Here is a 23,555-nt window from a genome sequence, read left to right as displayed (position 1 = left end):
TGGGTACCATGACGACACAACAACATCCACGACCAGGCGCCGCCCACCATGATGACAGAACTCGATGACGTTCCCGTGCCAAAGGGACAGCTGACGCTCCAGCTGGCCGCGACACGACAGCATACCAATGCCCACGGCGATATCCCGGCAGGTTGGCTGGTGGGCCTGATGGATCAGGCCGCGGAATGGACCGCCAGCCGCGAGGCGATGGGACGTACCGCCACCGTCGCCATCGAAGGCATGGACTTTCTGTGCCCGGTGCGTGTCGGCTCGCTGGTCTGCGTCTACACCGAGGTGCGCGATATCGGCCACAGTTCCATCAAGATCGACGTGGAGGTCTGGATCCGGTCCCTCCAGGACGCCGAAGACGCCGACCTGCATAAGGTCACCGAGGCGCGCCATGTGATGGTGGCACTGGATGACAACGGTCGCATACGCGGCGTCCGATCCGATACCTGAGCGATACCTCAGCAAGAGCTGGGAACGCGACCGGCGAGAGAGAGGTGCGAGCTAGACCTGCAAGATAGCCCTTCAAGAGAGGCGCGCCCGTGGCGCGCCTGGTTTTCCGTCGCTAGCCTTCAACACCACGTCAGGCCCGTCACCGCCGGGTCTGCGCCACCACTCTTGAGCCTTGCCTGGCGTCAGGACTCGCCTTGGCCAAGCACGCTATCGCGGGCCTTCAGGTAGGCGAACTCACCAACGTCAGAGAACTTGCGTACCTGGCTCTGGAAATTGCGATAGGACTCGTAGATCCGCGCCGACGCCTCGTCGTTGTCGACCTGCTTCTGCAGCACCTGCTGCGAGGAATCATGCAGGGCCGCCAGTACTTCCTCCGGAAACGAGCGCAGCTTGACGCCATGCTCGTTGACCAGGGCGTCCAGGGCCTCGGCGTTGCGGAAGGCAAATTCGCTGATCATGGCCAGGTTGGAGGCCTTGGCGGCTTCGTTGACCACCGCCTTGAGGTCATCGGGCAGCGCATTCCAGGCATCCAGGTTGACCGTGCCTTCCAGCACCGCGCTGGGTTCATTCCAGGCCGAGGTGTAGTAGTAGTCAGCCACCTGATGCAGACCAAAGGCCAGATCATTGTAGGGCCCCACCCAGTCGGCGGCATCGAGCACGCCGGTCTGCAGGGAGGTGAAGATCTCGCTACCCGGTATGGTCAGGGTGGTCACGCCGATCCCGGCCATCGCCTCGCCGGCGAGCCCTGGCAGACGCAGCTTGAGGCCCTGCATATCCTCGAGCGAGTTGATTTCCTTCTTGAACCAGCCAGCCATCTGGGTGCCGGTGTTACCCACCGCGAAAGGCTTGAGGTTGTGGTCGGCGTAGAGCTCGTCCCACAGCTCCTGGCCGCCGCCGTAGTACAGCCAGGCGTTGGTCTCGGTGGTGGTCATGCCGAAGGGCACGGCGGTAAAGAACTGAGAAGCCGCGACCTTTCCCCGCCAGTAGTAGGAAGCGGAGTGGCCCATCTCGGCGGTTCCCTGGGACACGGCGTCAAAGACCTCCATCGGCGGTACCATCTCGCCGGCACCATGGACCCTGACCTTCATGCGTCCGCCGGACATCCGCTCGATACGCGCTGCCAGATCGTTGGCTCCGGTGCCGAGGGCCGGAAAGTTCTTGGGCCAGGACGTCACCATGTTCCAGGTGATGGTTTCCTGTGCGCTGGCGGTATTGACGAAGGGGGCGGCGGCCACGCCGGCGGCGCCGAGGCCGGCTGTCCTGAGGAAGGAACGACGTTCCATGGGGCGAGCTCCTGAAGCTTGTAGTGTCGACGCCGGGAGCGCAGGGAGCCGCGCTGAAGCGCCATTCCCCGCGCTCGGCGTGGTGTCCGCCAAGCAGTATGCGGCAAAGCGAAATTCGCCTGCAAGCCACCACCATGCAGGTCGGCCCGGCGATGGCCGGGCCGGTTTCCTGCGTCTTGCTCAAGTCACCTCAGGTCGCCTGCTCGCCCACCGGTCGAGCGCTTCCGATCAGGCGGTAGACAAGCGCACCCAGCACACCACCGATCAGCGGCGCCACCCAGAATAAACACAGCTGCGCCAGCGCCCAGTCTCCCACGAACACCGCCACCGCCGTGCTGCGCGCCGGATTGACCGAGGTGTTGGTCACCGGGATGCTGATCAGATGGATCAGTGTCAGCAGGCCCATGGCGGTCACCGGCGCCTTGATGACTAGACTGAGACCCCGCTACAGCGCCTCCAGCTTGGCGAAGCCCAGCACCAGCCACTTGTCGCCGTGGCCTTCGAAGCTGACCTGGACACGGGCCCGCTCGCCCTCTCCTTCGGCGTTGAGGATGACCCCCTCCCCGAATACCGGATGGCGTACCCGCTGGCCCAGCGACAAGGCAGGTAGATCGCCGCTCGCCTCCACGGTCGTCTGGGCGAAGCGCGACGGCGTTGGCCGGGCGCTGACCGGACGTGACACCTGGCCACGCAGACGCACCTCCTCGAGCAGCGACTCCGGCAACTCACGCAGAAAGCGCGACGGGCGCTGAAAGGTCTCCTTGCCGTGCATGCGACGGATCTCGGCGTGGGTAAGGTAGAGCTTCTGCATGGCGCGCGTGACCCCGACGTAGCAGAGCCTGCGCTCCTCCTCCAGGCGCCCGGGTTCTTCCAGCGACATGCGGTGGGGAAACAGGCCTTCCTCGACCCCGGCCACGAACACGATGGGAAATTCGAGCCCCTTGGCCGAGTGCAGCGTCATCAACTGGACGCTGTCCTCGAATTCGTCGGCCTCGTGCTCGCCGGCATTGAGGGCAGCTTCGGCCAGAAAGGCTTCCAGCGCGGCCATGCCCTCCCCGGCTTCGACGTTGTCCAGCGTCTCGCCCTGGGTGAAGGCACGGGCGGCGTTGATCAGCTCTTCCAGGTTCTCGACCCGGGCCTGCCCCTTTTCCCCCTTCTCGCTCAGATGATGGTCAATCAGTCCACTGCGCTGATTCACGTGGGCGATGATCTCGTGAAGCGCCATCCCCGAGGTGTCGTTGTCGAGGCCTTCGATCAGATTGGCAAAGGCACCCACGGCGTTGGCCGCACGCCCCTTGAGCGAGCCTTCGGCCAGGGTGTCGTGGATCGCCTGCCACAGCGACACTTCGGTACGACGGGCACGATCGCGCAGTCCCTCCACCGTGCGGGTACCGATACCGCGGGCAGGGACATTGATCACCCGCTCCAGCGAGGCATCGTCGTCGCGGTTGAGCAGCAGCCGCAGGTAGGCCAGCGCATTCTTGATCTCGAGGCGCTCGTAGAAGCGCTGGCCCCCGTAGATGCGGTAGGGCATGCCCTGGCGGATCAGGGTCTCCTCGATAACGCGGGACTGGGCGTTGGAGCGATAGAGGATGGCCACCTCCTGGCGCTTGAACCCCTCGTCGACCTTTTCCTTGATGGTGTCGACGATAAAGCGCGCCTCCTCCAAGTCGTTGAAACCGGCGTAGACCGAAATCGGTTCGCCACGACTGCCGGCGGTCCACAGCTCCTTGCCCATGCGATCCGAGTTCTGCTTGATCAGGGCATTGGCGGCGTCGAGGATGGCGCTGGTGGAGCGATAGTTCTGCTCCAGGCGCACCGTTTTGGTGTCGGTGAATTCCTGCTCGAAGCGACGAATGTTCTCCACCCGTGCCCCGCGCCAGCCGTAGATCGACTGGTCGTCATCGCCGACTACCGTCATCGGCGTGCGCTGTCCGGTCAACAGCTTCAGCCAGGCATACTGCAGGGTGTTGGTATCCTGGAACTCGTCGACCAGTACGTGGGCGAAGCGCTCCTGATAGTGGGCCAGCAGAGCAGGATTGTCGCGCAACAGCTCGAGGCTCCTGAGCAGCAGCTCGCCAAAGTCGACCAGGCCGCCACGTTCGCAGGTCAGCTGGTAGACGTCATACAGCGCCACCATCTGCTCCACGTAGGCGTCACCGTTGATCCGGACCTGGTGAGGACGCAATCCCTCCTCTTTGCAGCCGCTGATAAACGACTGCACCTGACGGGGCGGAAAACGCTCGTCGTCGATCTTGTTGTCCTTCAACAGGCGCTTGATCAGACGTAGCTGATCATCGGAGTCGATGATCTGGAAGTGCTGGGGCAGACGAGCATCCTGCCAATGGGTACGCAGCAGGCGATGGGCGATGGAGTGAAAGGTACCCACCCAGACGTGGCGCAGCGAGATCCCCAGCAACGCCTCCAGGCGAGTGCGCATCTCCCTGGCGGCCTTGTTGGTGAAGGTCACCGCCAGCACCGCGTAGGGCGAGAGACCTTCTGCCTGCATCAGCCAGGCGATGCGATGGACCAGCACGCGGGTCTTGCCGGAACCGGCGCCGGCGAGCACCAGCATATTGCCCTGGGGAGCGCAGACCGCCTCATGCTGCGCCGCATTGAGGCCGTCGATGATCGCCGTGACGTCGTCCATGGAGAAGGCACCGCTCGAGATCGAAAATGGGCGCCCAGTCTACCACAGCGATGCTGGATAAATGGACAGGCAGGGCGCCCTCGGTCAGGAAGGATCAGACTCCGGATAGCGCAGCGGGTTGAGGCTGCGCTTTACCGCCTTGAGCTGCTCGGCGAGCTTGGGGCCCCGGGTCTTCGCCACTCCCACCGCCAGCACGTCGACCAGTACCAGATGGGCGATACGGGAACTCATGGGCGTGTAGATCTCGGTGTCTTCGGGCACATCGATGTACAGCGGCAGGTCGACCTCGTCCGCCAGGGGGGAGCCGCTGGGACAGAGACCGACCACGGTGGCGCCCGCCTCCCGTGCCAGCTTGACGCTGGCCACCAGTGCCCGGGTGCGGCCGGTCTGCGAGATCGCCACCACCACATCGCCTTCCTTGAGGGTCACCGCCGACATGTTCTGCATGTGCGGATCGGCGTAGGCGGCGGTGGAAATCTGTAGCCTGAAAAACTTGTGCTGAGCATCGAAGGCCACCGCACCGGAGGCTCCGTAGCCGTAGAACTCGACGCGATTGGCCATGGCCAGGGCGTTGATGGTCTTGTTCAACGCCTCGTTGTCGAGCCGGTCCCTGATCGACAGCAGGGTCCCCACCGTGGAATCGAAGATGCTGTGGGAAAACTCGGCCACGGAGTCGCTGTCATTCATCGAGAACTGCGCGAACTGGCTGCCCGACGCCAGCATCTGCGCCAACTTCAACTTGAAGTCCTGAAAGCCGTTGCAGCCCAGGGCCCGGCAGAAGCGTACCACCGTGGGCTCGCTGACCTTGGCCTCGGTGGCCAGATCGACGATACGCATGTGGATAACTTCGTCGGGGTTGCGCAATACGAAGCGTGCGACCTTCTGCTCCGACCGACGGAAGTGCTCCATGCGACGTCGCATTTCATCAAACAGCGCGCGACTCACCCTCTACTCCTTTGACTGGCTGGGAGGACCCGGAGCTGGCAGGGCGCAATGCCCGTCGCTATCGATCCGGTCTGGTTCCAGTATGCCCCATGACGGCGTCAAATGCGCCCTGTGCTGCGTCATGCATCGAGCCCCCAGGCCGCCCCTGCGCAACCGGATGGATTTTTTTCTAGCGTTGGCAGAACGTTGCAGGATTGACGTCCACACCGTCATCTTTTTGTCAACTGGGGTATAGTAAAAGGGCAGTGTCGCGCAGCGTCCTGGATGCCGGCACATTCACTGCATAGGAGAATCGATCATGCGTAATGTCGAAAGGTTATCCTCCGTCAAGAGTGAACTCCTCGACATCTTCATGAGCATGGAAGTCGCCGAACACGAAAGGCGCTCCCGCACCGCGGCCCAACGTAACCTGCGAGCCCGCCGCGGCATCGAGCTTCATCGGGAATTCAAGCGTCTATCCGAAGACATCGCCGAACTGCCGGAAGACGGCAACGACGACGAAATGCACTGACCCGGTAGACTGAACCAGCACGCGTGGCCGCCGGCCCGACGTGCGCCAGACCGCCAACAACGCGGGTCTGTACCATAATTCGGGGCCTGGCCGCTGGCTCGAGCGACGGCCGGCCCATCCCTTGCGAGAATCGCACCGACGAGACTCGCCATCAGGTGTCTGTCGCCTGAAAGCCCCAGGCGCGTCAAAGGCACCGCCAAGCGTCCCTCCTGGCATGCTCTCCCAAATGCATGTCTTTGGCTGCAGGCATCAATGAACAAGCACTGACGTCTCGTTGGGCTCCCGCTGAGGCCCCACTGCCACCTCGTTGACGTCCCCCTTTGGTCACTCTGTACGGGCAGTCTTGCCCTGCCGCCCGGTTCCGATGGATCGTCTGGCATTGCCTGTCAACGCAGAGACCCGGCACAAGGCCGGGTCTCTGGTCTGGCATGCAGCAATGACGCCTGTTACAGGCTGGAGATGAACACCACCGCCACACCGATGGGCGCCACGAAGCGGGTCAAGGCGACCCACAGGGCTTCCTTGCCACCGGACAGACCGAGGTCTTCGGCCACGCCTTCGCGGTTGAGGAACCAGCCCGCGAACAGGATGGCACCCAGGCCGGTCAACGGCAGCATGAACTTGCTGGTCAGCTTGTCCAGCAGGTCGAACACCCCGAGGCCAAACAGTACCGGGTCACTCCACACGTTGAAGGACAGCAGAGCGGCGATACCCAGCGCCCAGGCGCCGATGCCGGAGACCACCGCCGACGCGGAACGCGACAACGGCGTGCGCTCTTCGACAAACTCGACCACCGGCTCGAGCAGCGAAATGGCCGAGGTCAGGGCGGCGAAGGTCAGCAGCAGGAAGAACATCAGACCCAGGATCAGGCCACCGCCCATATTGCCGAAGGCCAGCGGCAGGGTGACGAAGATCAGGCTCGGGCCGGAGGCCAGGTCGAGCTGATTGGCAAACACGATCGGGAAGATCGCCAGGCCCGCGCCGAGTGCGATCACGGTATCCATGATCACCACGGTGCGTGCGGTCTTGATCAGGTCGACCTTCTCGCCGAGGTAGGAACCGTAGGCGATCATGATGCCCATGCCCAGTGACAGGGTGAAGAAGGCGTGTCCCAGCGCTGCCAGTACCACCTCACCATTGAGTGCGGACCAGTCCGGGTTGAACAGATAGTTCAACGCCTCACCGAAGTGGCCGGTGGTCATGCCGTAGCCCACCAGCACCACCAGCAGCAGCGCCAGGGCCGGCATCAACACGTTGACCGCGCCTTCCAGGCCCTTGGTCACGCCGCGAGCAACGATACCGATGACCAGCAGCATGAAGATGGAGTGCCACAGCAGCAGCAGACCGGGGCTTGCCAGCATGCCGCTGAACAAGGCACCGATACCGTCGGCGTCCTGGCCGCTGAAGTCACCGGTCACGCTACCGAGGGTGTAGTACAGCGACCAGCCACCGATCACGCTGTAGAACGACAGGATCAGGAAGGCACCGATGACCCCGGCGACGCCGACCAGGGCCCAGACCTTGGGCTGACCGGCCTTGGCCGCGACGCTGGCCATGGCATTGACCGGGTTGCTTTGCCCACGCCGACCGATCATCCACTCGGTGACCAGGATCGGCAGGCCGATCAGGCCGATGCACAGCAGGTAGACGAGCACGAAGGCGGCACCACCGCTCTCGCCCACCATGTAGGGAAACTTCCAGATATTACCAAGCCCGACAGCGGAACCGGTGGCGGCGAGGATAAAGGAAAAGCGCGATGACCACTGCGCGTGTGTCGTTTTGGACATAAATCACCCTTCGGATACGTGTCGTCATCGATCGATCGGATGCAATGACGGCGTTGTGTTTGTAGTCGCCACGTCCTCGATGGTCCGGGTCACGGATCCACCGATGTACAAGGGGTCTGACGGATGTCAGCAGGATCACTGCCGGCACACCACTCTTCCCCAGCGCAGGGTTCGCGCTGGTCGAGACCGGTGGGTCCAGGCGAGTCACCATCCAAGGATAAGGAGGCGACCGTCTCTGGCCCGTGGCAAGTGACGAACAGCCGACAAAACTAGCGTATGACAATAACAAACGCCAGCCAACAATGGTCAAAGCAGCTGATTCTGTCGATCTCCCGGAAACCCGGGCAATGCCTGCCACCCCATTCTATCGGCGACTCTGGCGTACAGGTTTCTGGCCAGTTCCGGGGCCTCGCGATTATCCGCCGTATGCACAAAAAGAAAAGGGGTTTTCCCCTGTTTTATCCACAAGGCTAGCTGGTCTATCCAGGGGGTGAAATAGTGCTCGTTGATGGCGCTGTCAAGATGGCCAATGAAACGTATCACAGGAAATTTTGCTGTAGAGATCACGTGTAGTGGGCGTCTTGGCTTTTCCGCACGAGCCTGGATCAATCCCGAATGGGCCTCGGGCGGCCCGGAAAACAACGGCCTGACATCCAGCATCACGCGATCGGCGCCATGACTTATCAACAGGGCGTTGATATCTCTCTCGGCGCTCCCCTTGTGGAAAAATTCACTGTGGCGCAGTTCTACTGCGCAGGGTACGTCTTGTGGCCAATCTCGTAGAACCTTCTCCAGAGCAGGCACCTCCTCAGGACCAAAGTCCCTGGGGAGCTGAATCATGACCGGCCCGAGGCGATCCTTCAGTGGCCCCAGGGCATCGAGGAAGTCCACCACCTCGGCTTCCACCTGGCGTAGTCGCTTGCCATGGGTTAGTGCCTGAGGCAGCTTGAAGCAGAAGCGAAAGCCCGCAGGCGCCTGGCGGGCCCAGCTCTCCACGGTTCCTGGCCTGGGCACCCCGCTGTAGAAGGTGGTATTTCCCTCGACAGCGTTAAATACGGCGGCGTAGTCGTCGAGCCAACCCTCGCGCCCGGCGTGGGGTGGGAACAGACCACCACGCCAGTCGGGATTGGCCCACATCGGCAGACCAATGTACATGGGTGGTTGCGCTGATCGATCGTTCAAGAAGGCAGACTCGACGGTTTCAGGGGCGCCAGCATAGCATCGCCCCGCCCGATGTTGCCGAACGGGGCGATGCTGACAAGCTTCAAGCGGCGCCGAGCGCCGGAGCTTCTCGCCCTCAGCCGGGACTCTGTCCGAAAAGCCGACGGACACAGGGGATTTTCAGCCTCCTAGGCGCTGTCCGAAAAGTCGACGAGCGAAGGTTAGACAAGGCAAAAATCGGTGAGAAAGCGCAGTTTACGGGGTGTAAATGAGCATTTTGACCGGGCTGGCGCACCTGCCGATTTTTAACGCCGTATTACCGAGCGCAGGCACTTTTCAGACAAGCCCTAGAAGTCGTACTTGGCGGAGAACTGAACCCTGTCCAGGTCGAAGGTATCGCCGTCCACCTCATCCAGGTCGTAGCGCTGGTACTCCGCCGACAGCGTGGTGTTGGCAAAGGGCGACCACATCAGGTTGAGAAAGAAGCTGTCGTAGCTGTCGGTGTCGTCGCCGGTACCGTTGCTGTCGAGTTCAGTCGCCGAGTAGGCGATGCTCGAGCGCAGCGTGTCGGTCCAGTAGTGACGATAGATGGCCGAGGCGCCCCAGGACTCCACCATCTTGATCTGGCCGTCCTCCACCTTGGCGTTGGGGTAGGCGCCCAGCGCCATGTAGCGTCCCAGGTTGCCATAGTTGGCCTGCAGCATGAGGTCGTCTTTTTCGAACACCGGGAATCGTCCGGTCAGGCTGTAACCCGCCCCCCAGCGACTGTCGTCGTCCTCGGCGTCATCCAGGCTGAAGCGCCTGACCACGGTGGCCGCTGAAACATGCCCCCACTCCTGGTCCACATTGACCCGGGCCACCATGTCCGGGGTGTCCTGGTCGTCGTCGCCGTCCTCGGGATTCTCCACCGCGAACTGCAGGCTGCCCCAATCCAGCGGATAGGTATAGCGAAGCTGTGGCTGGCGCACGAAGATCGAGCCGGTATGGGTACTGAAGGCGTCGATCTCGCCAAGCCCCTTGAGATCCATGAAGGTTGACCAGTACTGCCCGGCCAGCCAGTTGCCCCAGCTCAGGTAGGCGTGGCGCAGCCGCGGCGCGTAGGAGTGCGAAACAAATTCATTGGCTTCGTCGTCGGCGCCATAGAAGTCCGTCTCGATATAGGTCTTCATGGTATCGCCACCCAGCGGTGTACTGGTACCGAAGCTCAGACGCGTTTCCCGCGCACTGAAACTGACGCGGTTGTCGGCGTCATCGTCGGTGGCGCGCAACAGCCCCGCCGTCACCGTCTCGTTGGCCTTGCCGTCGCTGAGTCCATTGTCGGAGAACGCCGCCTGAGCCTTGATGTAGCCGCCAAAGGACACCGTGGTATCTCCCACCAGGAAGTCGCCACTCTCGGTGCGTTTGACCACGTTCTCGCTGACGTCGGCGACGTCCTGTTGCATGCTGGCCTGCTGGTTGATCAGGTTATCGATCTGGGCCTGCTGCTGTTCGACCAATTGCATGGCCGCCTGCTGTTGGGCCTTGAGCTGTTCGATCTGGGCCTTCAGGTCATTGAGTTCCTGCATCGACGTCTGCCCCTCGGCCGCGATCGGCATCAGCAGACAAAGGCCGGTTCCCGTCAGCAAGGCGCTTGTGGATCGCAATCCGCTCATCGCCGTCCCCCTTCATTATCGTTGTCGTGGCGGTCGTCATGGCGGCTGTCGCTGAACTGAATCACCGACGCCTACACGCTCGGAGACCCAGGCATGACCGGCAAACCACTCGCAGGAATGGCGACCACGTATAACCAAGCGCTTAACTAACGAATATAGGAATGAAGGTTCGAGGACGGTGTTTGATATTGTGCCCAATGAAGCACGAAAAAGAAGCGTCCGAATTAGCAAAACAATAGAAATATATCTTACAAATTCATAATGCTAGAACCGGAAAATATGGAAAATTCCGAGCTTTCTTCTTTATCAAGTACCGGTACAGCATATATCGATAGGCAGTAGAAGCGGCGCCTGGCCGACCTCAAGAAAATACCACTGCATCAACGTGCTGTTTTTGTGATCTGGTTCTCGGACCGGCAGCGCGGAGCCTGTCAACACAGATGACACTTGAAATGATTCTGACTCTTTAACACCCTGCCGCCAGGGGCGCCGCATTCCTCTCGGGATTCAGGTGCACTACCTCTGGCAGGCCGAGGTTTCCGATGTCCCAGGACCAACACTCCGGATAAAGCTGCTTTGTCGCCTCAAGACTTCCCGGCGCTGCGCCAGGATACCTTTGGCCTCGCAGCTATGACGCTGACTCGTCGCGCCGTCGGCGATACCTCTCGGCCGACATCACTCTGGAAAGAGTCTTCGTCACTTCATGTGGATTTGGGCTGCCGGCACCGATCGCGTCACGCTTCTAGCGCCTATCTAGAAAAACTGTGTTCATTACCATCAATGACTTGAACATTGATCTATCGAGCTAGGGGGAGCCATACCCCGGTAGACGGAATATCGCGTTGTCCTCGACCGCACCTCCTGGATCTGCGGCGACACTTGAGCCTACGCTTCCCTCAGCACTACACAACAGGAAGGGAACAAGCCCGACCTCGTGAGGCCGGGCAAAGCTGGATGCAGCAAAACGGGGTCAGTCGACGTTGTTGTGCCAGCAGATAGAGCATCTACAACCAAAGAAAGCCGACAGATTTCGCATGATGAGAGGACTCAGCCACCCCGGCGGCGTAACTGACGAAGCTCGCCGTTCAGCGCCTTGATGATGGTGTAGCACATCACAATCATCACCACCGAGAAGGGGATCGCGGTGGCCGTGACTCCGGCCTGGAGCGCCGAGAGTCCGCCGCCGATCAGCAGTACGATGGCAATCAGGCCTTCCACCGTGGCCCAGAACATGCGCTGAGGGCGCGGTGCATCGATCTTGCCACCGGCGGTGATGGTATCGATCACCAGCGAGCCGGAATCCGACGAGGTGACGAAGAAGATCAGCGCCAGGATGATGCCCAGGGTCGACATCAGGCCCGACAGCGGCAGCTCGTTGAGCATGGCGAACAGCGACAGCTCGGGGCTGTAGCTGTCGATCACGTATTCCTTGACCAGGCTGCCGGCCGGATTGGCATATAGCTGGTCAAGGGCGGTGGCGCCGAACACGCCCATCCAGATGAAGATGAACAGACTCGGGATCACCAGCACACAGATCACGAACTCACGCACCGTACGCCCCCGGGAGACGCGGGCGATAAACATGCCGACGAAAGGCGCCCAGCTGATCCACCAGGCCCAGTAGAAGATGGTCCAGGATTGGCGATAGGCGTCGTCCTCGCGGCCGAAGGGGGCCGACAGCGGGATGAACTTCGTCACGTAGGTCTCAAGGCCGGCCCAGAAGCCGGCGAGCGCCGCCAGGGTCGGGCCGGCGAACAGCACGAAGAAGAAGAACAGCACGGCCATTCCCATGTTGATCTCGGAAAGCCGCTTCACGCCACCTTCCAGACCGCGCCACACCGAGACCAGCGCCACTGCGGTGACGGCTGCGATCACGACCACCTGAGTAGTGATGCTGACGTCCAGGCCGAAGACGAAGTTCATGCCGGCGTTGGCCTGCTGAGCGCCGAGGCCGAGCGAGGTGGCCAGGCCAAACAGGGTCGAGAATACCGCCAGGATGTCGATGACGTGGCCCCACCAGCCCCAGACGCGGTCACCCAGCAGCGGGAAGAACGCCGAACGGATGGAGAAGGGCAGGCCCTTGTTGTAGGTAAAGATGGACAGCGCCAGCGCCATTACCACGTAGACAGCCCAGCCGTGGATGCCCCAGTGCAGATAGGTGCCGGCCAGCCCCATGGCGGTGGCGTCGGCGATGGCCTCAGCGTTCAGTTCCCCGTCGCTGCCGAAGGGCGAGGGCGTGCCTAGCGGCGAGGAGACGTTGGCGTGATAGACCGGTTCCAGCACGCCGAAGAACAGCAGGCCGATGCCAATGCCGGCCGCGAACAGCATCGCAAACCAGGACAGGTAGCCATACTCCGGCGTGGCGTCGGGGCCGCCCAGACGGACCTTGCCGTATGGCAGCACGACCAGTGCCAGGCAGAACAGGATGAAGCCGTCCACCACGATCATGAAGTAGCTGTCGAGGGTACCGGTGGAGAAGCTGACAATGGACTGAAAGAGATTACCGGCTCGCTCGGGGAACAGCAGCGTCAGCACGATGAAGACAATCGAGGCCAGCGCCGAGATGGCGAAGACCCGGTTATGTATATCGAAGCCGATAGGCCCCAGGCTGCCCTCGAAGTTGTCCTGCCCGACGGTATAGTCCGTCTGCATGTCGTCCGAAACCGGGGTTGGAGCCTGCTCGCTTTGAGTACTCATGAATGATGCTCCTGTGGATGGAAACACACTGGCCGAGTGAGTCTCGCACACGTCAGCTGTTGCGTGTGACAGGACAAGCGATGAGAGCTGAGGCTCCCTTACCAGTAGCGCAAAGATTGAGCTCTCGGCGTCAATATGTGCACCGGAAACAGCAGCCCTCCCCTGAAACCCTCTACCCCGTGCAGGTCAGCACAACAGGGGGGACCGCAAATAACGCGTGGAAATATCAACGAAAGCGACGCCGCTTTCCGTTCAACGCCTTGATGACTGTATAGCACATCAGAATCATCACCACCGAGAACGCAACGAGATATCGTCAAATCCGGTGCCGGGCTATTTGGCCGCAGTCCTGTCTGATTGATCGGTGACTTGCTCTCCATCCTTGAACTGAAGTGGACCCCATTCCCAGGCAAAAAGAGCGCGGGACACCGGGGTGTCACCGCACTCTCTTTAGCCTCCAAGAACAAGAACGGACTGCATCAACACCTTCTCTGGAGTTGATGGGAAGATTTCCCTTCCGTCACGCCGAGTCTGCGACCGCTGCCATACTATCGCCCGACGGTATGTCTACTCCACCGTCACCGACTTGGCCAGATTGCGCGGCTGATCGACATCGGTCCCCTTGAGCACCGCCACGTGGTACGACAATAGTTGCAGCGGCAGGGTGTAGAGGATCGGCGCCAGTGCCTCGTGGACGTGGGGCAGATGCAGCACCTGGATACCCTCGCTGGCGTTCAGGCCGACATTCTCGTCGGCGAACACGTACAGCTCGCCGCCTCGAGCCCTGACCTCCTGCAGGTTGGACTTGAGCTTGTCGAGCAGTTCGTCGTTGGGCGCCACCGAGATCACCGGCATCTCGCTGTCCACCAGCGCCAGGGGGCCGTGCTTGAGCTCGCCCGCCGGGTAGGCCTCGGCGTGAATGTAGGAAATCTCCTTGAGCTTCAAGGCGCCTTCCTGGGCGATGGGGAAGTGGGCGCCACGTCCCAGAAACAGCGCGTGATGCTTCTCGGCGAAGGCCGTGGACAACCGCTCGATGGCTTCGTCCAGTCCCAGCACCTGGCTACACAGCGCCGGCAGGGTCCGCAGTGCGGCAACAATGTCCGCCTGCTCGTCCTCGTCCATGCCACGCACTCGTCCGAGCGCCAGGGCGAACAGCATCAGCGCGGTCAACTGGGTGGTGAAGGCCTTGGTGGAGGCCACGCCGATCTCGGGGCCGGCCTGAGTCATCAGGCTCAGGTCGGCCTCGCGCACCAGCGAGCTGCCCGGTACGTTGCAGATACCCAGGCTGCCCAGGTAGTTGTCCTGCTCCATGGCAAACCGCAGCGCGGCCAGGGTGTCGGCGGTCTCGCCGGACTGGGACAGGGTCACGAACAGGGTACCCTGGGGCACCACCACCTGGCGGTAGCGATACTCGGAGGCGACCTCCACCTGCACCGGGATGCCGGTGTAGCGCTCGAGCCAGTAGCGCGCCACCATGCCGGCGTGATAGCTGGTGCCGCAGGCCACGATATGGATCTGGCGGACCTGCTGGAACAGTCGCTCGGCATCGGGGCCGAAGCTTTCCACCAGCACCGAGCGGTCGCCCAGGCGGCCTTCCAGCGCCGCGGCGATCACCGCCGGCTGTTCGTGGATTTCCTTGAGCATGAAGTGGCGGTACTCGCCCTTGCTGGCGGCGCCGTCACCATGCTCGAAGGTCTGGACCTCACGCTCGACGGCGGTCCCCTCGGCATCGAAGATCTCGATGCGACCATTGGCAGACAGCCGCACCACGTCGCCTTCACGCAGATAGATGAAGCGATCGGTCACCGGCAGCAGCGCCAGCGGGTCAGACGCCAGGAAGGCCTCACCGATGCCGACGCCGACCACCAGCGGGCTGCCCTTGCGCGCGCCGACCACCACATCGGGCTCGTCCACCGCCATGACCCCCAGGGCGTAGGCGCCATCGAGGCCGGCGACGACCCGCTGGAAGGCGCTGAGCAGATCACCGTCGCGGCGAGACTCACGCTCCAGCAGGTGGGCGATCACCTCGGTATCTGTCTCGGACTCGAACACATAGCCCTGATCGGTGAGTTCCCGACGCAGCTGCTCATGATTCTCGATGATGCCATTATGTACCACCGCCAGGCGATCACGCGACTGGTGGGGATGGGCGTTGGGCTCGCTGGGGCGACCGTGGGTCGCCCAGCGGGTGTGAGCAATACCGCTGAGCCCCGGCAGCGCCGAACCCTCCAGTCGCGCCTCGAGCGCGGCCACCTTGCCCACCGCGCGCTGGCGCACCAGTTCTCCCTCGGGGCTGCGCACCGCCATGCCGGCACTGTCATAGCCGCGGTACTCGAGGCGCTTGAGGCCTTCGAGCAGAATGTTCTGTACGTTGCGCTGGGCCACCGCGGCGACGATGCCACACATAGGGGTCACTCCTTGAGAGATTCGTTATTGGCTACCGCTGACCAGCAATCGAGAGGGGGCCGCAACGGCAGAATCGGGCGGAAGCGTCCGTCAATCCTCGTCCTTGGTCGGCCTCGGCCAGTTGGCCTTGGCGATCTGACGAGACCTTGTCACCGCCAGGCTATGATCGGCGACGTCGCGGCTGATGGTGGAGCCGGCACCGACGGTGGCGCCCTCGCCGACACTGACCGGGGCTACCAGCGCCGAATTGGAGCCGATGAAGGCGGCGTCACCGATCTCGGTACGGTGCTTGTTGGCGCCGTCATAGTTGCAGGTGATAGTGCCGGCGCCGATATTGACCTCACGTCCCAGGCGGGCGTCACCCACGTAGCTCAGGTGGTTGATCTTGCTGCCCTCGCCCACCTCGGCGTTCTTGGTTTCGACGAAGTTACCAACCTTGGCCTTGACCGCCAGGCGCGAGCCAGGACGCAGCCGGGCGAAGGGACCGATCTGGTTCAGCCCGGCCAATACTGCACCGTCGACGATGCTGTGGGCCTCGATGACGCTTTCGGCGCCAACATGGCTGTTGCGTACCACCGAGTAGGGGCCGATGCGCACGCCTTCGCCGAGCTCCACCTCGCCTTCGAACACACAACCCACGTCGATGAAGACGTCGTGCCCGCAAGTCAGCTTGCCACGTACGTCGAGACGGTCTGGGTCGGCCAGGGCCACGCCCTTCTCCATCAGCGCCTCGGCGATGTCGCGCTGGTATGCTCGCTCGAGACGCGCCATCTGGGCGCGATTGTTGACGCCTTCGACCTCCATCGGCCGCGCCGGCTGGGCGGTGGCCACCTCAATGCCCTCGGCGGCGGCCATGGCGATCACATCGGTCAGGTAGTACTCGCCCTGGGCGTTGTCCGACGACAGCTCAGGCAACCAGCGCTTCAGCTGGGCGCTGGTCATGGCCATGATGCCGGTGTTGCACTCGGTGATCGCAAGCTCGCTTTCAGAGGCATCCTTCTGCTCGACGATGGCCACCACCTTGCCTTGATCGTCACGCACGATGCGGCCGTATCCCGCCGGGTCGTCCAGGGTCACGGTCAGAAGTCCCATGTGGCGCTCGTCTACCTGCTCCAGCAAGGCCGCCAGGGTTTGCCGACGGATCAGCGGCACGTCACCGTAGAGCACCAGCACCTTGCCATCGCCGAGCTGGCCCAGCGCCTGGGCGACGGCGTGACCGGTACCCTTCTGCTCGGCCTGATGGGCAAAGCGAACCTCGCTGTCGGCCAGGGCATCGCGAACCCGCTCGCCACCGTGCCCGATGACCACGTGGGTGCGATCCGCATCGAGACCCCGGGCGGTATCGACCACATGACGGACCATCGGCTTGCCCGCCAGGGTATGCAGCACCTTGGGCAGGCTCGAGCGCATGCGGGTGCCCTGTCCGGCGGCGAGAATCACCACATCGAGGCTCATCGTGACTCCTTGTCTAAAACAAAAGATCGAAGCAAATATCGCAACAGTAGCGAACCGACCAACGGTTTCAGTGATCCGTCGTGAGAGGCCAGCGCTACTATTCTAGCGGGGTGTCGACATCCGTCACCACCGTCAGCCCCAGGGTATCGACCATCTCCTGCCCAAAGCGCGTCACAAAGGCGGGGCTGACCCGACTTTCCCAGCCCTCACCCTGACGCACCAGCATCACCACCGGCAACTCCTGGTCGATGGCGGCCTGCATGCCTTCCTCTTCGCCCATCACGCTCAGCGCGGTGGCCCAGGCGTCGGCCCAGGCATTGGACGGATGCACCACCGTCACCGAGGCCAGTCGATGGGTGATGGGGCGCCCTGTGCGGGAGTCGATGGTATGGGAGTAGCGCTTGCCATCGGCCTCGAAGTAGTGACGGTAGTCACCGGAAGTCGCCACCGAGACGTCATCGAGGCCGACCACGTGCTGAGCCTTGGGCGCACCGTTCTCGGGCACCTCGATACCAATGCGCCAAAGCCCCTTGCCGCCGTCACGCCGTCCCTTGACCTTGACCTCTCCGCCAAGATTGACCAGGTAGTTGGCGATACCCTGACGATCCAGATAGGCCGCCACCTCGTCGGTGGCGAACCCCTTGGCCACCCCGGACAGATCGATGTAGACGTCACGCAGGCGACGGGCCTGGGCCTCGGCGGTGTCGATCTCGAGCGCGTCCATGCCGACCTGAGACAAGCGCTTCTCGAGTACGTTTTCCTCGGGGATTTCCCGGGGCCGGGCCTCGGGGCCAAAGCTCCACAGATTGACCAGGCTACCGACGGTGACGTCGAAGGCGCCGTGACTTTGCTGGTTGACCGACTGGCTGATGGCCAGCACCTCCATGAATTCATCGGAGATCGGCTGCCATTGCCCCAGCGGTGACTGATTGAAGGCGGACAGCTCCGAATCCTCGCGCCAGGTCGACATGGAGGCGTCGACCGCGTGCATCTCGTCGAGTACGCCCTGCTCGATCTCCTCGACCTGCTCGCGAGTCAGCGGGTCGGCCAGGGTGATCTGGTAGAAGGTGCCGAAGATGTCGCCTTCCAGGGTGATCGGCGAACGGGTAGTGGTCTCTTCGCTGCAACCGGACACCAGCAGTGCCATCAGGAGGGGCGTCAGCCAGGTTGTCAGCCATCCACGCCGAGCGAACTTGAATCCAGTCATGAGGGGTCTCTTCAGATATATCAGCCAAACAGCCAGATCAGGGCGATACCAAGCAGCAGGCGATAGACGACGAAGGGCTGCATGCCGATGCGCTTGATGAACGACAGGAAGAAATGGATGCACAGGTAGGCGCTGACGCCGGACAGCAGCGTGCCGAGCGCCATGTCACCCCAGTGCACATCGACACCCGTCTGAATCAGCTCGCAGGCCTCGAGCCCCCCCGCCAGCACGATCACCGGAATCGACAGCAGAAACGAGAAGCGGGCCGCGGCTTCGCGCCCCATGCCCAGCATCAGTGCCACGGTGATGGTGATGCCGGAGCGCGAAGTGCCGGGGATCAGCGCCAGCGCCTGGCCGATGCCGATCCACAGGGCATCGCTCCAGCGCAGCTGATACTCGCTGCGCGAGCCCCTGAAGCGCCAGTCGGCAAGCCCCAGCAGCAGGCCGAAGAAGATCAGACCGAACGCCAGCACCATGGGCGAGCGGGCATACTGCTCGATGACGTCCTTGAACAGCAGTCCGGCCAGCCCCACCGGAACGGTGGCGAGGATCACCCACCAGGCCAGCCGAGCGTCCTGATCGGTGCCGCGACCGGCGACGCTGGCACACCAGCTCGTCAGCATGCGCAGGATCTCGTCGCGGAAATAGATGACCACCGCGCCAAGGCTACCCAGGTGCAGCGCCACGTCGAAGGCCAGTCCCTGGTCCGGCCAGTCGCTGAACACGGGGACCAGTATCAGGTGGGCGGAGCTCGATACCGGAAGAAATTCGGTGATTCCCTGAATCAGGGAGAGAACGACAATCTGTAGCCAATCCATGGAGTGACCCGTAAGCGAGGGGTAACAGGCAAAACGCCCGCAAGAGCATACACTCCACGGGCGTTCTTGTCCGCTGTCAGGGGCCCCTGGCCGCCCCCGCTGCGGTCGATCAAGTTCCCATCAGTACCAGCGTGGCGATGGAAAAGTAGATGACCACCCCGGAGGCGTCGATCAGGGTGGTGACCAGCGGTGCCGAGGCGGTGGCCGGATCCCAGCCCAGCCGATCGAGCACGAACGGCAGGCACATGCCGAGCAGGCTGCCGAACAAGACGATGCAGATCATGCTGATGGCCACCACCAAGGCCACCGCCTCACCGCCTCGAATGACCCCGATGGGGGCCACCGCCAGGGCCATGGTCAGTCCCAGCGAGCCTGCCACCAGCAGTTCTCGGCCGAGCAGCTTGCTCCAGTCCTTGATGCCGACGTCACCGGTGGCCATGCCTCGCACCATCAGGGTGGCGGCCTGGGCGCCGGCGTTGCCACCGCTGCCGATCAACAGCGGCAGAAAGAACACCAGGGTCACCTGGGCGGCGATGGTGTCCTCGAAGTGGGCGATGCCGGCTCCCGAGAAGAGGTTGCCGAACACCAGTAATACCAGCCAGATCACTCGCTTGCGATACAGGCTCCACAGCGGCACCCGGGACACGCCGCCTTCCAGCTGGCCGATCGACATGCCCTTGTGGATGTCCTCGGTGGCCTCGGACTCGACCACGTCCAGGGCGTCATCGTGGGTGACGATGCCGACCAGTCGCTCGTCGGTGTCCGTCACCGGCAATGCCAGCAGGTCGTAGCGTGCCACCACCCGGGCGACCTCTTCCTGCTCGGCGTCCACACCGATGCTGATGACGTCGTGGATCATCAGCTCGTCGATGATCGCCTGGGGCCGTGCCACCATCAGCTGTCTCAGTGACATGGTGCCAGCCAGGCGGCCGTGCTCGTCCACCACGTACAGCTGGTAGACGGTCTCGGCGTCGGGAGCGGTCTGGCGCACCCGCATCATCGCCCGGGACACGGTGAGCCCCATCGGGATTGCCACATAGTCGGCGGTCATCAGGGCGCCGGCGGTGCCCTCCTCGTAGCTCGCCAGACGCTTGAGCGCCTCGCGCTCGCGCCGCGCCATGCGCCGTAACAGCGCCTCCTTGCGATCATCTCCCAGCACCTTGAACAGGTCGGCACGTTCGTCCGAGCCCATCTTGTCGAGGATTCGCGACAGCCAGGCGTCCTCGATGCGAGACGCCATGGCATCCTGGGCCTCGAATGGCAGGTGACCAAACACGCTGGCCTGGCGCCCCACCGGCAGGCAGGCCAACAACGCCACGGCGCTGTCCAGGCGGTCCTCATCCTCGATCAGTCGCTCGAGGATCTCGGCCAGATCCGCCGAGCGAATCTCGGGCAGGCGGGCTTCCAGCGTCTTGCTGTCGCGGGGATCGAGGGCACGCAGCAGCACCTGCTTGTGCGCATCCAGGCTGGGGGTCAGATTCATGGGCGTCTCCTCATGGCCGGCGTCCTTGCCGCAAATCGCTGAGGCGCAGTGTCCCCAAGAGACGACCTATCGGGGCTGCTCGAAAAGGCGACATGATGCCATGTCTGGATGAACATTAGACACAATGCAAGCATCGAAGAAGCGTCAGTCGCGGTTCGCTGCCGCCATCACCAACGAAAACGCCCCCCGAATGTCAGCCATTCGGGGGGCGTGGGGCATCGGCGCCAGGGAACTTAGCCCTTGCCGGCCTTCCTGCGCAGCTGCTGGATGGTACGCAGCTGGGCCAGGGCCTCGGAGAGTTCCGCCGCGGCGCGGGTGTAATCCAGCTCCGCCGACTTGTCCTCCATGGCCTTGATGGCCTGCTTGCGGGCCTCTTCGGCGGCCGCTTCATCCAGATCGGATGCGCGAACCGCCGTGTCGGCCAGCACGATCACCTTCTCGGGCTGCACTTCGATAAAGCCGCCGGAGACGTAGAAGTGCTCCTCGCTGCCTTCGTTGAGCACCCGCACAGGGCCCGGAGCCAGCTCGGTCAGCAGCGGCGTGTGGCCGGCCAGGATGCCAAGATCCCCCAGGATGCCAGCCGCCACCACCTGCTCGGCACTACCGGAGTAGACCGAGGCTTCGGCACTGACGATCTCGCATTGGATGGTTTTCGTCATGATGACGTCTCCCGGTTAGAGGGATTACTTCATCTGGTTGGCTTTCTCGACGGCCTCGTCGATGGTGCCGACCATGTAGAAGGCCTGCTCGGGCAGCTCGTCGTACTCGCCGTCCAGGATGCCCTGGAAACCACGGATGGTCTCCTTCAGCGACACGTACTTGCCGGGAGAGCCGGTGAACACCTCGGCAACGAAGAACGGCTGTGACAGGAAGCGCTGGATCTTACGCGCACGTGCCACGATCTGCTTGTCTTCGTCGGACAGCTCGTCCATACCCAGGATGGCGATGATGTCCTTGAGCTCCTTGTAGCGCTGGAGCACGCCCTGAACACCGCGCGCGACGTTGTAGTGCTCGTCGCCCACCACCAGCGGATCAAGCTGGCGAGAGGTGGAGTCCAGCGGGTCGATGGCCGGATAGATACCCAGCTCGGCGATGGAACGCGCCAGTACCACGGTGGCGTCCAGGTGCGAGAAGGTGGTCGCCGGAGACGGGTCGGTCAAGTCATCCGCGGGCACGTAGACGGCCTGCACGGAGGTGATCGAGCCGGTCTTGGTGGAGGTGATACGCTCCTGCAGAACGCCCATCTCCTCGGCCAGGGTCGGCTGGTAACCCACCGCGGACGGCATACGGCCCAGCAGTGCGGACACCTCGGTACCGGCCAGGGTGTAACGGTAGATGTTGTCGACGAACAACAGTACGTCACGACCTTCGTCACGGAACTTCTCGGCGATGGTCAGACCGGTCAGGGCCACACGCAGGCGGTTCCCGGGCGGCTCGTTCATCTGGCCGTAGACCAGTGCCACCTTGTCGAGAACGTTGGACTCCTGCATCTCGTGGTAGAAGTCGTTACCTTCACGAGTACGCTCACCGACACCGGCGAACACGGAGTAACCGCTGTGCTCGGTGGCGATGTTACGGATCAGCTCCATCATGTTGACGGTCTTGCCGACACCGGCACCGCCGAACAGACCGACCTTGCCGCCCTTGGCAAACGGGCACACCAGGTCGATGACCTTGATGCCGGTCTCGAGCAGCTCGTTGGTGGCCGCCTGGTCGGCGTAGCCCGGAGCCTCGCGGTGGATCGGCATGCGCTCCTGCTCGCCGATCTCACCGGCCTCATCGATCGGCTCGCCGAGCACGTTCATGATGCGGCCCAGGGTTTCCTGGCCGACCGGGACGGAGATGGCCGCGCCGGTGTTATCGGTGTTCATGCCGCGCTTGAGCCCTTCGGTCGAGCCCATGGCGATGCAGCGCACCACGCCGTCGCCCAGCTGCTGCTGGACTTCGAGGATGGTCTCCTTTTCGGTGACCTTCAGCGCGTCGTAGACCTTGGGAACATCGTCCCGCGGAAACTCTACGTCAATCACCGCGCCGATGATTTGTACGATACGTCCGCTCATCTTGGTTCCTCTCTAATACCTGCAAATGAAACCTGCATGCCTTAAACAGCGGCGGCACCGCCAACGATCTCGGAGATTTCCTGGGTAATGGCCGCCTGACGGGCCTTGTTGTACACCAGCTCCAGATCGTCGATCAGATTGCCCGCGTTGTCGGTCGCGCTCTTCATGGCAACCATGCGTGCCGCCTGCTCGCACGCTGTGTTCTCGACCACCGCCTGATACACCTGCGCTTCAACGTAGCGCACGAGCAGGCTGTCGAGCAGCGCCTTGGCATCCGGCTCATACAGGTAGTCCCAGCTGCTGGGACGCTTGTTCTCGTCGTCTTCCTCGACCTTTGCGGTGTCCTCGGTCAGCGGTAGCAGCTGACGGACGACCGGCTTCTGGGTCATGGTATTGACGAATTCGTTGTGCACCACGTAAAGACGATCCAGCTTGCCTTCATCGTAGGCATCCAGCATCACCTTCACGCTGCCGATCAGATCATCAAGACTCGGCGTTTCCCCTAGGCCACTCTTGGCGGCGACCAGGCTTCCCCCATACTTGCGGAAGAAGCTGCTGGCCTTGCTGCCGAGGGCACAGAAGTCGAGCTCGGCGCCCTTCTCGTGCCACGCCTGAGCGTCCTTGACCGTCGCCTTGAACAGGTTGACGTTCAAGCCGCCACAGAGACCACGATCGCTGGAGACGACGATGTAACCGACGCGCTTGGCCTCACGCTCTTCCATCCACGGATGCTTGTATTCCGGGTTGGCCTGGGCGAGATGACCCACCACGTGACGGATCTGTTCGGCGTAAGGCTTGCTCGCCGACATCCGTTCCTGGGTCTTGCGCATCTTCGACGCCGCCACCATCTGCATCGCATTGGTGATCTTCTGCGTGTTCTTGATGCTCGCAATCTGCGTGCGAATCTCTTTTCCGACTGCCATGGCGATCTACCCTTGTTCGGTGACCCTCAGAATCCTGTTCGACCACCTGGCCCGCCTT

18 protein-coding genes are annotated in these 23,555 nt (G+C 62.7%); 2 read left to right on the top strand and 16 right to left on the bottom strand.

The features are described 5' to 3' along the window. Window positions 1-51 precede the first annotated feature (51 nt). The gene (locus NFH97_RS08685) at window positions 52-459 is read left to right on the top strand and encodes an acyl-CoA thioesterase (RefSeq protein WP_124804648.1); all 408 of its coding nucleotides are present in this window, start codon (window positions 52-54) and stop codon (window positions 457-459) included. 182 nt (window positions 460-641) lie between these two features. On the opposite strand, the gene NFH97_RS08680 is transcribed toward NFH97_RS08685, so the two are convergent. The 4 genes from NFH97_RS08680 to hexR all read right to left on the bottom strand — a co-directional run bounded on the left by NFH97_RS08680 (window position 642) and on the right by hexR (window position 5,337). Continuing rightward, window positions 642-1,742, bottom strand: a complete 1,101-nt coding sequence (locus NFH97_RS08680; RefSeq protein WP_045994484.1) for a TRAP transporter substrate-binding protein — start codon at window positions 1,740-1,742, stop codon at window positions 642-644. 190 nt (window positions 1,743-1,932) lie between these two features. Beyond that, window positions 1,933-2,148: an aquaporin gene (locus tag NFH97_RS08675; RefSeq protein ID WP_274601870.1), complete on the bottom strand. Its 216-nt coding sequence runs from the start codon at window positions 2,146-2,148 to the stop codon at window positions 1,933-1,935. A gap of 39 nt (window positions 2,149-2,187) precedes the next feature. Then, window positions 2,188-4,392: a DNA helicase II gene (uvrD, locus tag NFH97_RS08670; protein WP_108131969.1), complete on the bottom strand. Its 2,205-nt coding sequence runs from the start codon at window positions 4,390-4,392 to the stop codon at window positions 2,188-2,190. A gap of 84 nt (window positions 4,393-4,476) precedes the next feature. Beyond that, window positions 4,477-5,337, bottom strand: coding sequence for a transcriptional regulator HexR (gene hexR / locus NFH97_RS08665; RefSeq protein WP_045994481.1), 861 nt, complete (start codon window positions 5,335-5,337; stop codon window positions 4,477-4,479). Between the two features lie 298 nt (window positions 5,338-5,635). Here hexR and NFH97_RS08660 point away from each other — a divergent pair, with 298 nt between their 5' ends. Next, window positions 5,636-5,848 carry a PA3496 family putative envelope integrity protein gene (locus NFH97_RS08660; RefSeq protein WP_045994480.1) on the top strand — a complete coding sequence of 71 codons (213 nt, stop codon included), beginning with the start codon at window positions 5,636-5,638 and terminating at the stop codon, window positions 5,846-5,848. A gap of 446 nt (window positions 5,849-6,294) precedes the next feature. On the opposite strand, the gene NFH97_RS08655 is transcribed toward NFH97_RS08660, so the two are convergent. The 12 genes from NFH97_RS08655 to atpG form a co-directional block, all read right to left on the bottom strand. Then, window positions 6,295-7,635, bottom strand: coding sequence for a sodium-dependent transporter (locus NFH97_RS08655; RefSeq protein ID WP_124804538.1), 1,341 nt, complete (start codon window positions 7,633-7,635; stop codon window positions 6,295-6,297). A 306-nt stretch (window positions 7,636-7,941) separates the two neighbouring features. Next, window positions 7,942-8,790, bottom strand: coding sequence for a DUF72 domain-containing protein (locus NFH97_RS08650; protein ID WP_349624693.1), 849 nt, complete (start codon window positions 8,788-8,790; stop codon window positions 7,942-7,944). A gap of 353 nt (window positions 8,791-9,143) precedes the next feature. Continuing rightward, window positions 9,144-10,448 (bottom strand): DcaP family trimeric outer membrane transporter, encoded by a 1,305-nt coding sequence (locus tag NFH97_RS08645; protein WP_349624692.1) that lies wholly within the window; start codon window positions 10,446-10,448, stop codon window positions 9,144-9,146. A gap of 1,047 nt (window positions 10,449-11,495) precedes the next feature. Further along, the gene (locus NFH97_RS08640; RefSeq protein WP_108131965.1) at window positions 11,496-13,145 is read right to left on the bottom strand and encodes a BCCT family transporter; all 1,650 of its coding nucleotides are present in this window, start codon (window positions 13,143-13,145) and stop codon (window positions 11,496-11,498) included. A 567-nt stretch (window positions 13,146-13,712) separates the two neighbouring features. Further along, window positions 13,713-15,551 carry a glutamine--fructose-6-phosphate transaminase (isomerizing) gene (gene glmS, locus NFH97_RS08635; protein ID WP_349624691.1) on the bottom strand — a complete coding sequence of 613 codons (1,839 nt, stop codon included), beginning with the start codon at window positions 15,549-15,551 and terminating at the stop codon, window positions 13,713-13,715. A gap of 90 nt (window positions 15,552-15,641) precedes the next feature. Next, window positions 15,642-17,006, bottom strand: a complete 1,365-nt coding sequence (gene glmU / locus NFH97_RS08630; RefSeq protein WP_108131963.1) for a bifunctional UDP-N-acetylglucosamine diphosphorylase/glucosamine-1-phosphate N-acetyltransferase GlmU — start codon at window positions 17,004-17,006, stop codon at window positions 15,642-15,644. Between the two features lie 97 nt (window positions 17,007-17,103). After that, window positions 17,104-18,213: an FAD:protein FMN transferase gene (locus NFH97_RS08625; RefSeq protein ID WP_349624690.1), complete on the bottom strand. Its 1,110-nt coding sequence runs from the start codon at window positions 18,211-18,213 to the stop codon at window positions 17,104-17,106. Window positions 18,214-18,233: 20 nt separating this feature from the next. Then, entirely contained in the window at window positions 18,234-19,031 is a 798-nt protein-coding gene (locus tag NFH97_RS08620; protein WP_124804536.1) for an undecaprenyl-diphosphate phosphatase, read from the bottom strand. Between the two features lie 109 nt (window positions 19,032-19,140). Continuing rightward, the gene (gene mgtE / locus NFH97_RS08615; RefSeq protein WP_349624689.1) at window positions 19,141-20,514 is read right to left on the bottom strand and encodes a magnesium transporter; all 1,374 of its coding nucleotides are present in this window, start codon (window positions 20,512-20,514) and stop codon (window positions 19,141-19,143) included. A 233-nt stretch (window positions 20,515-20,747) separates the two neighbouring features. After that, window positions 20,748-21,173 (bottom strand): F0F1 ATP synthase subunit epsilon, encoded by a 426-nt coding sequence (locus NFH97_RS08610; RefSeq protein ID WP_045992706.1) that lies wholly within the window; start codon window positions 21,171-21,173, stop codon window positions 20,748-20,750. 24 nt (window positions 21,174-21,197) lie between these two features. Continuing rightward, the gene (gene atpD, locus NFH97_RS08605) at window positions 21,198-22,574 is read right to left on the bottom strand and encodes a F0F1 ATP synthase subunit beta (RefSeq protein ID WP_045992707.1); all 1,377 of its coding nucleotides are present in this window, start codon (window positions 22,572-22,574) and stop codon (window positions 21,198-21,200) included. Window positions 22,575-22,615: 41 nt separating this feature from the next. Next, the gene (atpG, locus tag NFH97_RS08600; protein WP_045992708.1) at window positions 22,616-23,497 is read right to left on the bottom strand and encodes a F0F1 ATP synthase subunit gamma; all 882 of its coding nucleotides are present in this window, start codon (window positions 23,495-23,497) and stop codon (window positions 22,616-22,618) included. Between the last annotated feature and the right edge of the window lie 58 nt (window positions 23,498-23,555).

Source organism: Halomonas sp. SCS19 (genome assembly GCF_040147015.1).
In the GTDB taxonomy this organism is placed as follows: Bacteria; Pseudomonadota; Gammaproteobacteria; order Pseudomonadales; family Halomonadaceae; genus Halomonas; species Halomonas litopenaei.
Note: the sequence above shows the minus strand (reverse complement) of the source record. Positions and strands in the feature narration are given on the sequence as shown.

What these genes read in the sequence shown, in the direction of transcription:
- NFH97_RS08655 (WP_124804538.1), bottom strand. Translation starts at nt 7,635, where the DNA reads ATGTCCAAAACGACACACGCGCAGTGGTCATCGCGCTTTTCCTTTATC.
- NFH97_RS08620 (WP_124804536.1), bottom strand. Translation starts at nt 19,031, where the DNA reads ATGGATTGGCTACAGATTGTCGTTCTCTCCCTGATTCAGGGAATCACC.
- uvrD (WP_108131969.1), bottom strand. Translation starts at nt 4,392, where the DNA reads ATGGACGACGTCACGGCGATCATCGACGGCCTCAATGCGGCGCAGCAT.
- NFH97_RS08675 (WP_274601870.1), bottom strand. Translation starts at nt 2,148, where the DNA reads ATGGGCCTGCTGACACTGATCCATCTGATCAGCATCCCGGTGACCAAC.
- NFH97_RS08640 (WP_108131965.1), bottom strand. Translation starts at nt 13,145, where the DNA reads ATGAGTACTCAAAGCGAGCAGGCTCCAACCCCGGTTTCGGACGACATG.
- mgtE (WP_349624689.1), bottom strand. Translation starts at nt 20,514, where the DNA reads ATGAATCTGACCCCCAGCCTGGATGCGCACAAGCAGGTGCTGCTGCGT.
- NFH97_RS08610 (WP_045992706.1), bottom strand. Translation starts at nt 21,173, where the DNA reads ATGACGAAAACCATCCAATGCGAGATCGTCAGTGCCGAAGCCTCGGTC.
- NFH97_RS08625 (WP_349624690.1), bottom strand. Translation starts at nt 18,213, where the DNA reads ATGACTGGATTCAAGTTCGCTCGGCGTGGATGGCTGACAACCTGGCTG.
- glmS (WP_349624691.1), bottom strand. Translation starts at nt 15,551, where the DNA reads ATGTGTGGCATCGTCGCCGCGGTGGCCCAGCGCAACGTACAGAACATT.
- atpG (WP_045992708.1), bottom strand. Translation starts at nt 23,497, where the DNA reads ATGGCAGTCGGAAAAGAGATTCGCACGCAGATTGCGAGCATCAAGAAC.
- NFH97_RS08660 (WP_045994480.1), top strand. Translation starts at nt 5,636, where the DNA reads ATGCGTAATGTCGAAAGGTTATCCTCCGTCAAGAGTGAACTCCTCGAC.
- NFH97_RS08680 (WP_045994484.1), bottom strand. Translation starts at nt 1,742, where the DNA reads ATGGAACGTCGTTCCTTCCTCAGGACAGCCGGCCTCGGCGCCGCCGGC.
- NFH97_RS08645 (WP_349624692.1), bottom strand. Translation starts at nt 10,448, where the DNA reads ATGAGCGGATTGCGATCCACAAGCGCCTTGCTGACGGGAACCGGCCTT.
- glmU (WP_108131963.1), bottom strand. Translation starts at nt 17,006, where the DNA reads ATGAGCCTCGATGTGGTGATTCTCGCCGCCGGACAGGGCACCCGCATG.
- atpD (WP_045992707.1), bottom strand. Translation starts at nt 22,574, where the DNA reads ATGAGCGGACGTATCGTACAAATCATCGGCGCGGTGATTGACGTAGAG.
- NFH97_RS08685 (WP_124804648.1), top strand. Translation starts at nt 52, where the DNA reads ATGACAGAACTCGATGACGTTCCCGTGCCAAAGGGACAGCTGACGCTC.
- NFH97_RS08650 (WP_349624693.1), bottom strand. Translation starts at nt 8,790, where the DNA reads ATGTACATTGGTCTGCCGATGTGGGCCAATCCCGACTGGCGTGGTGGT.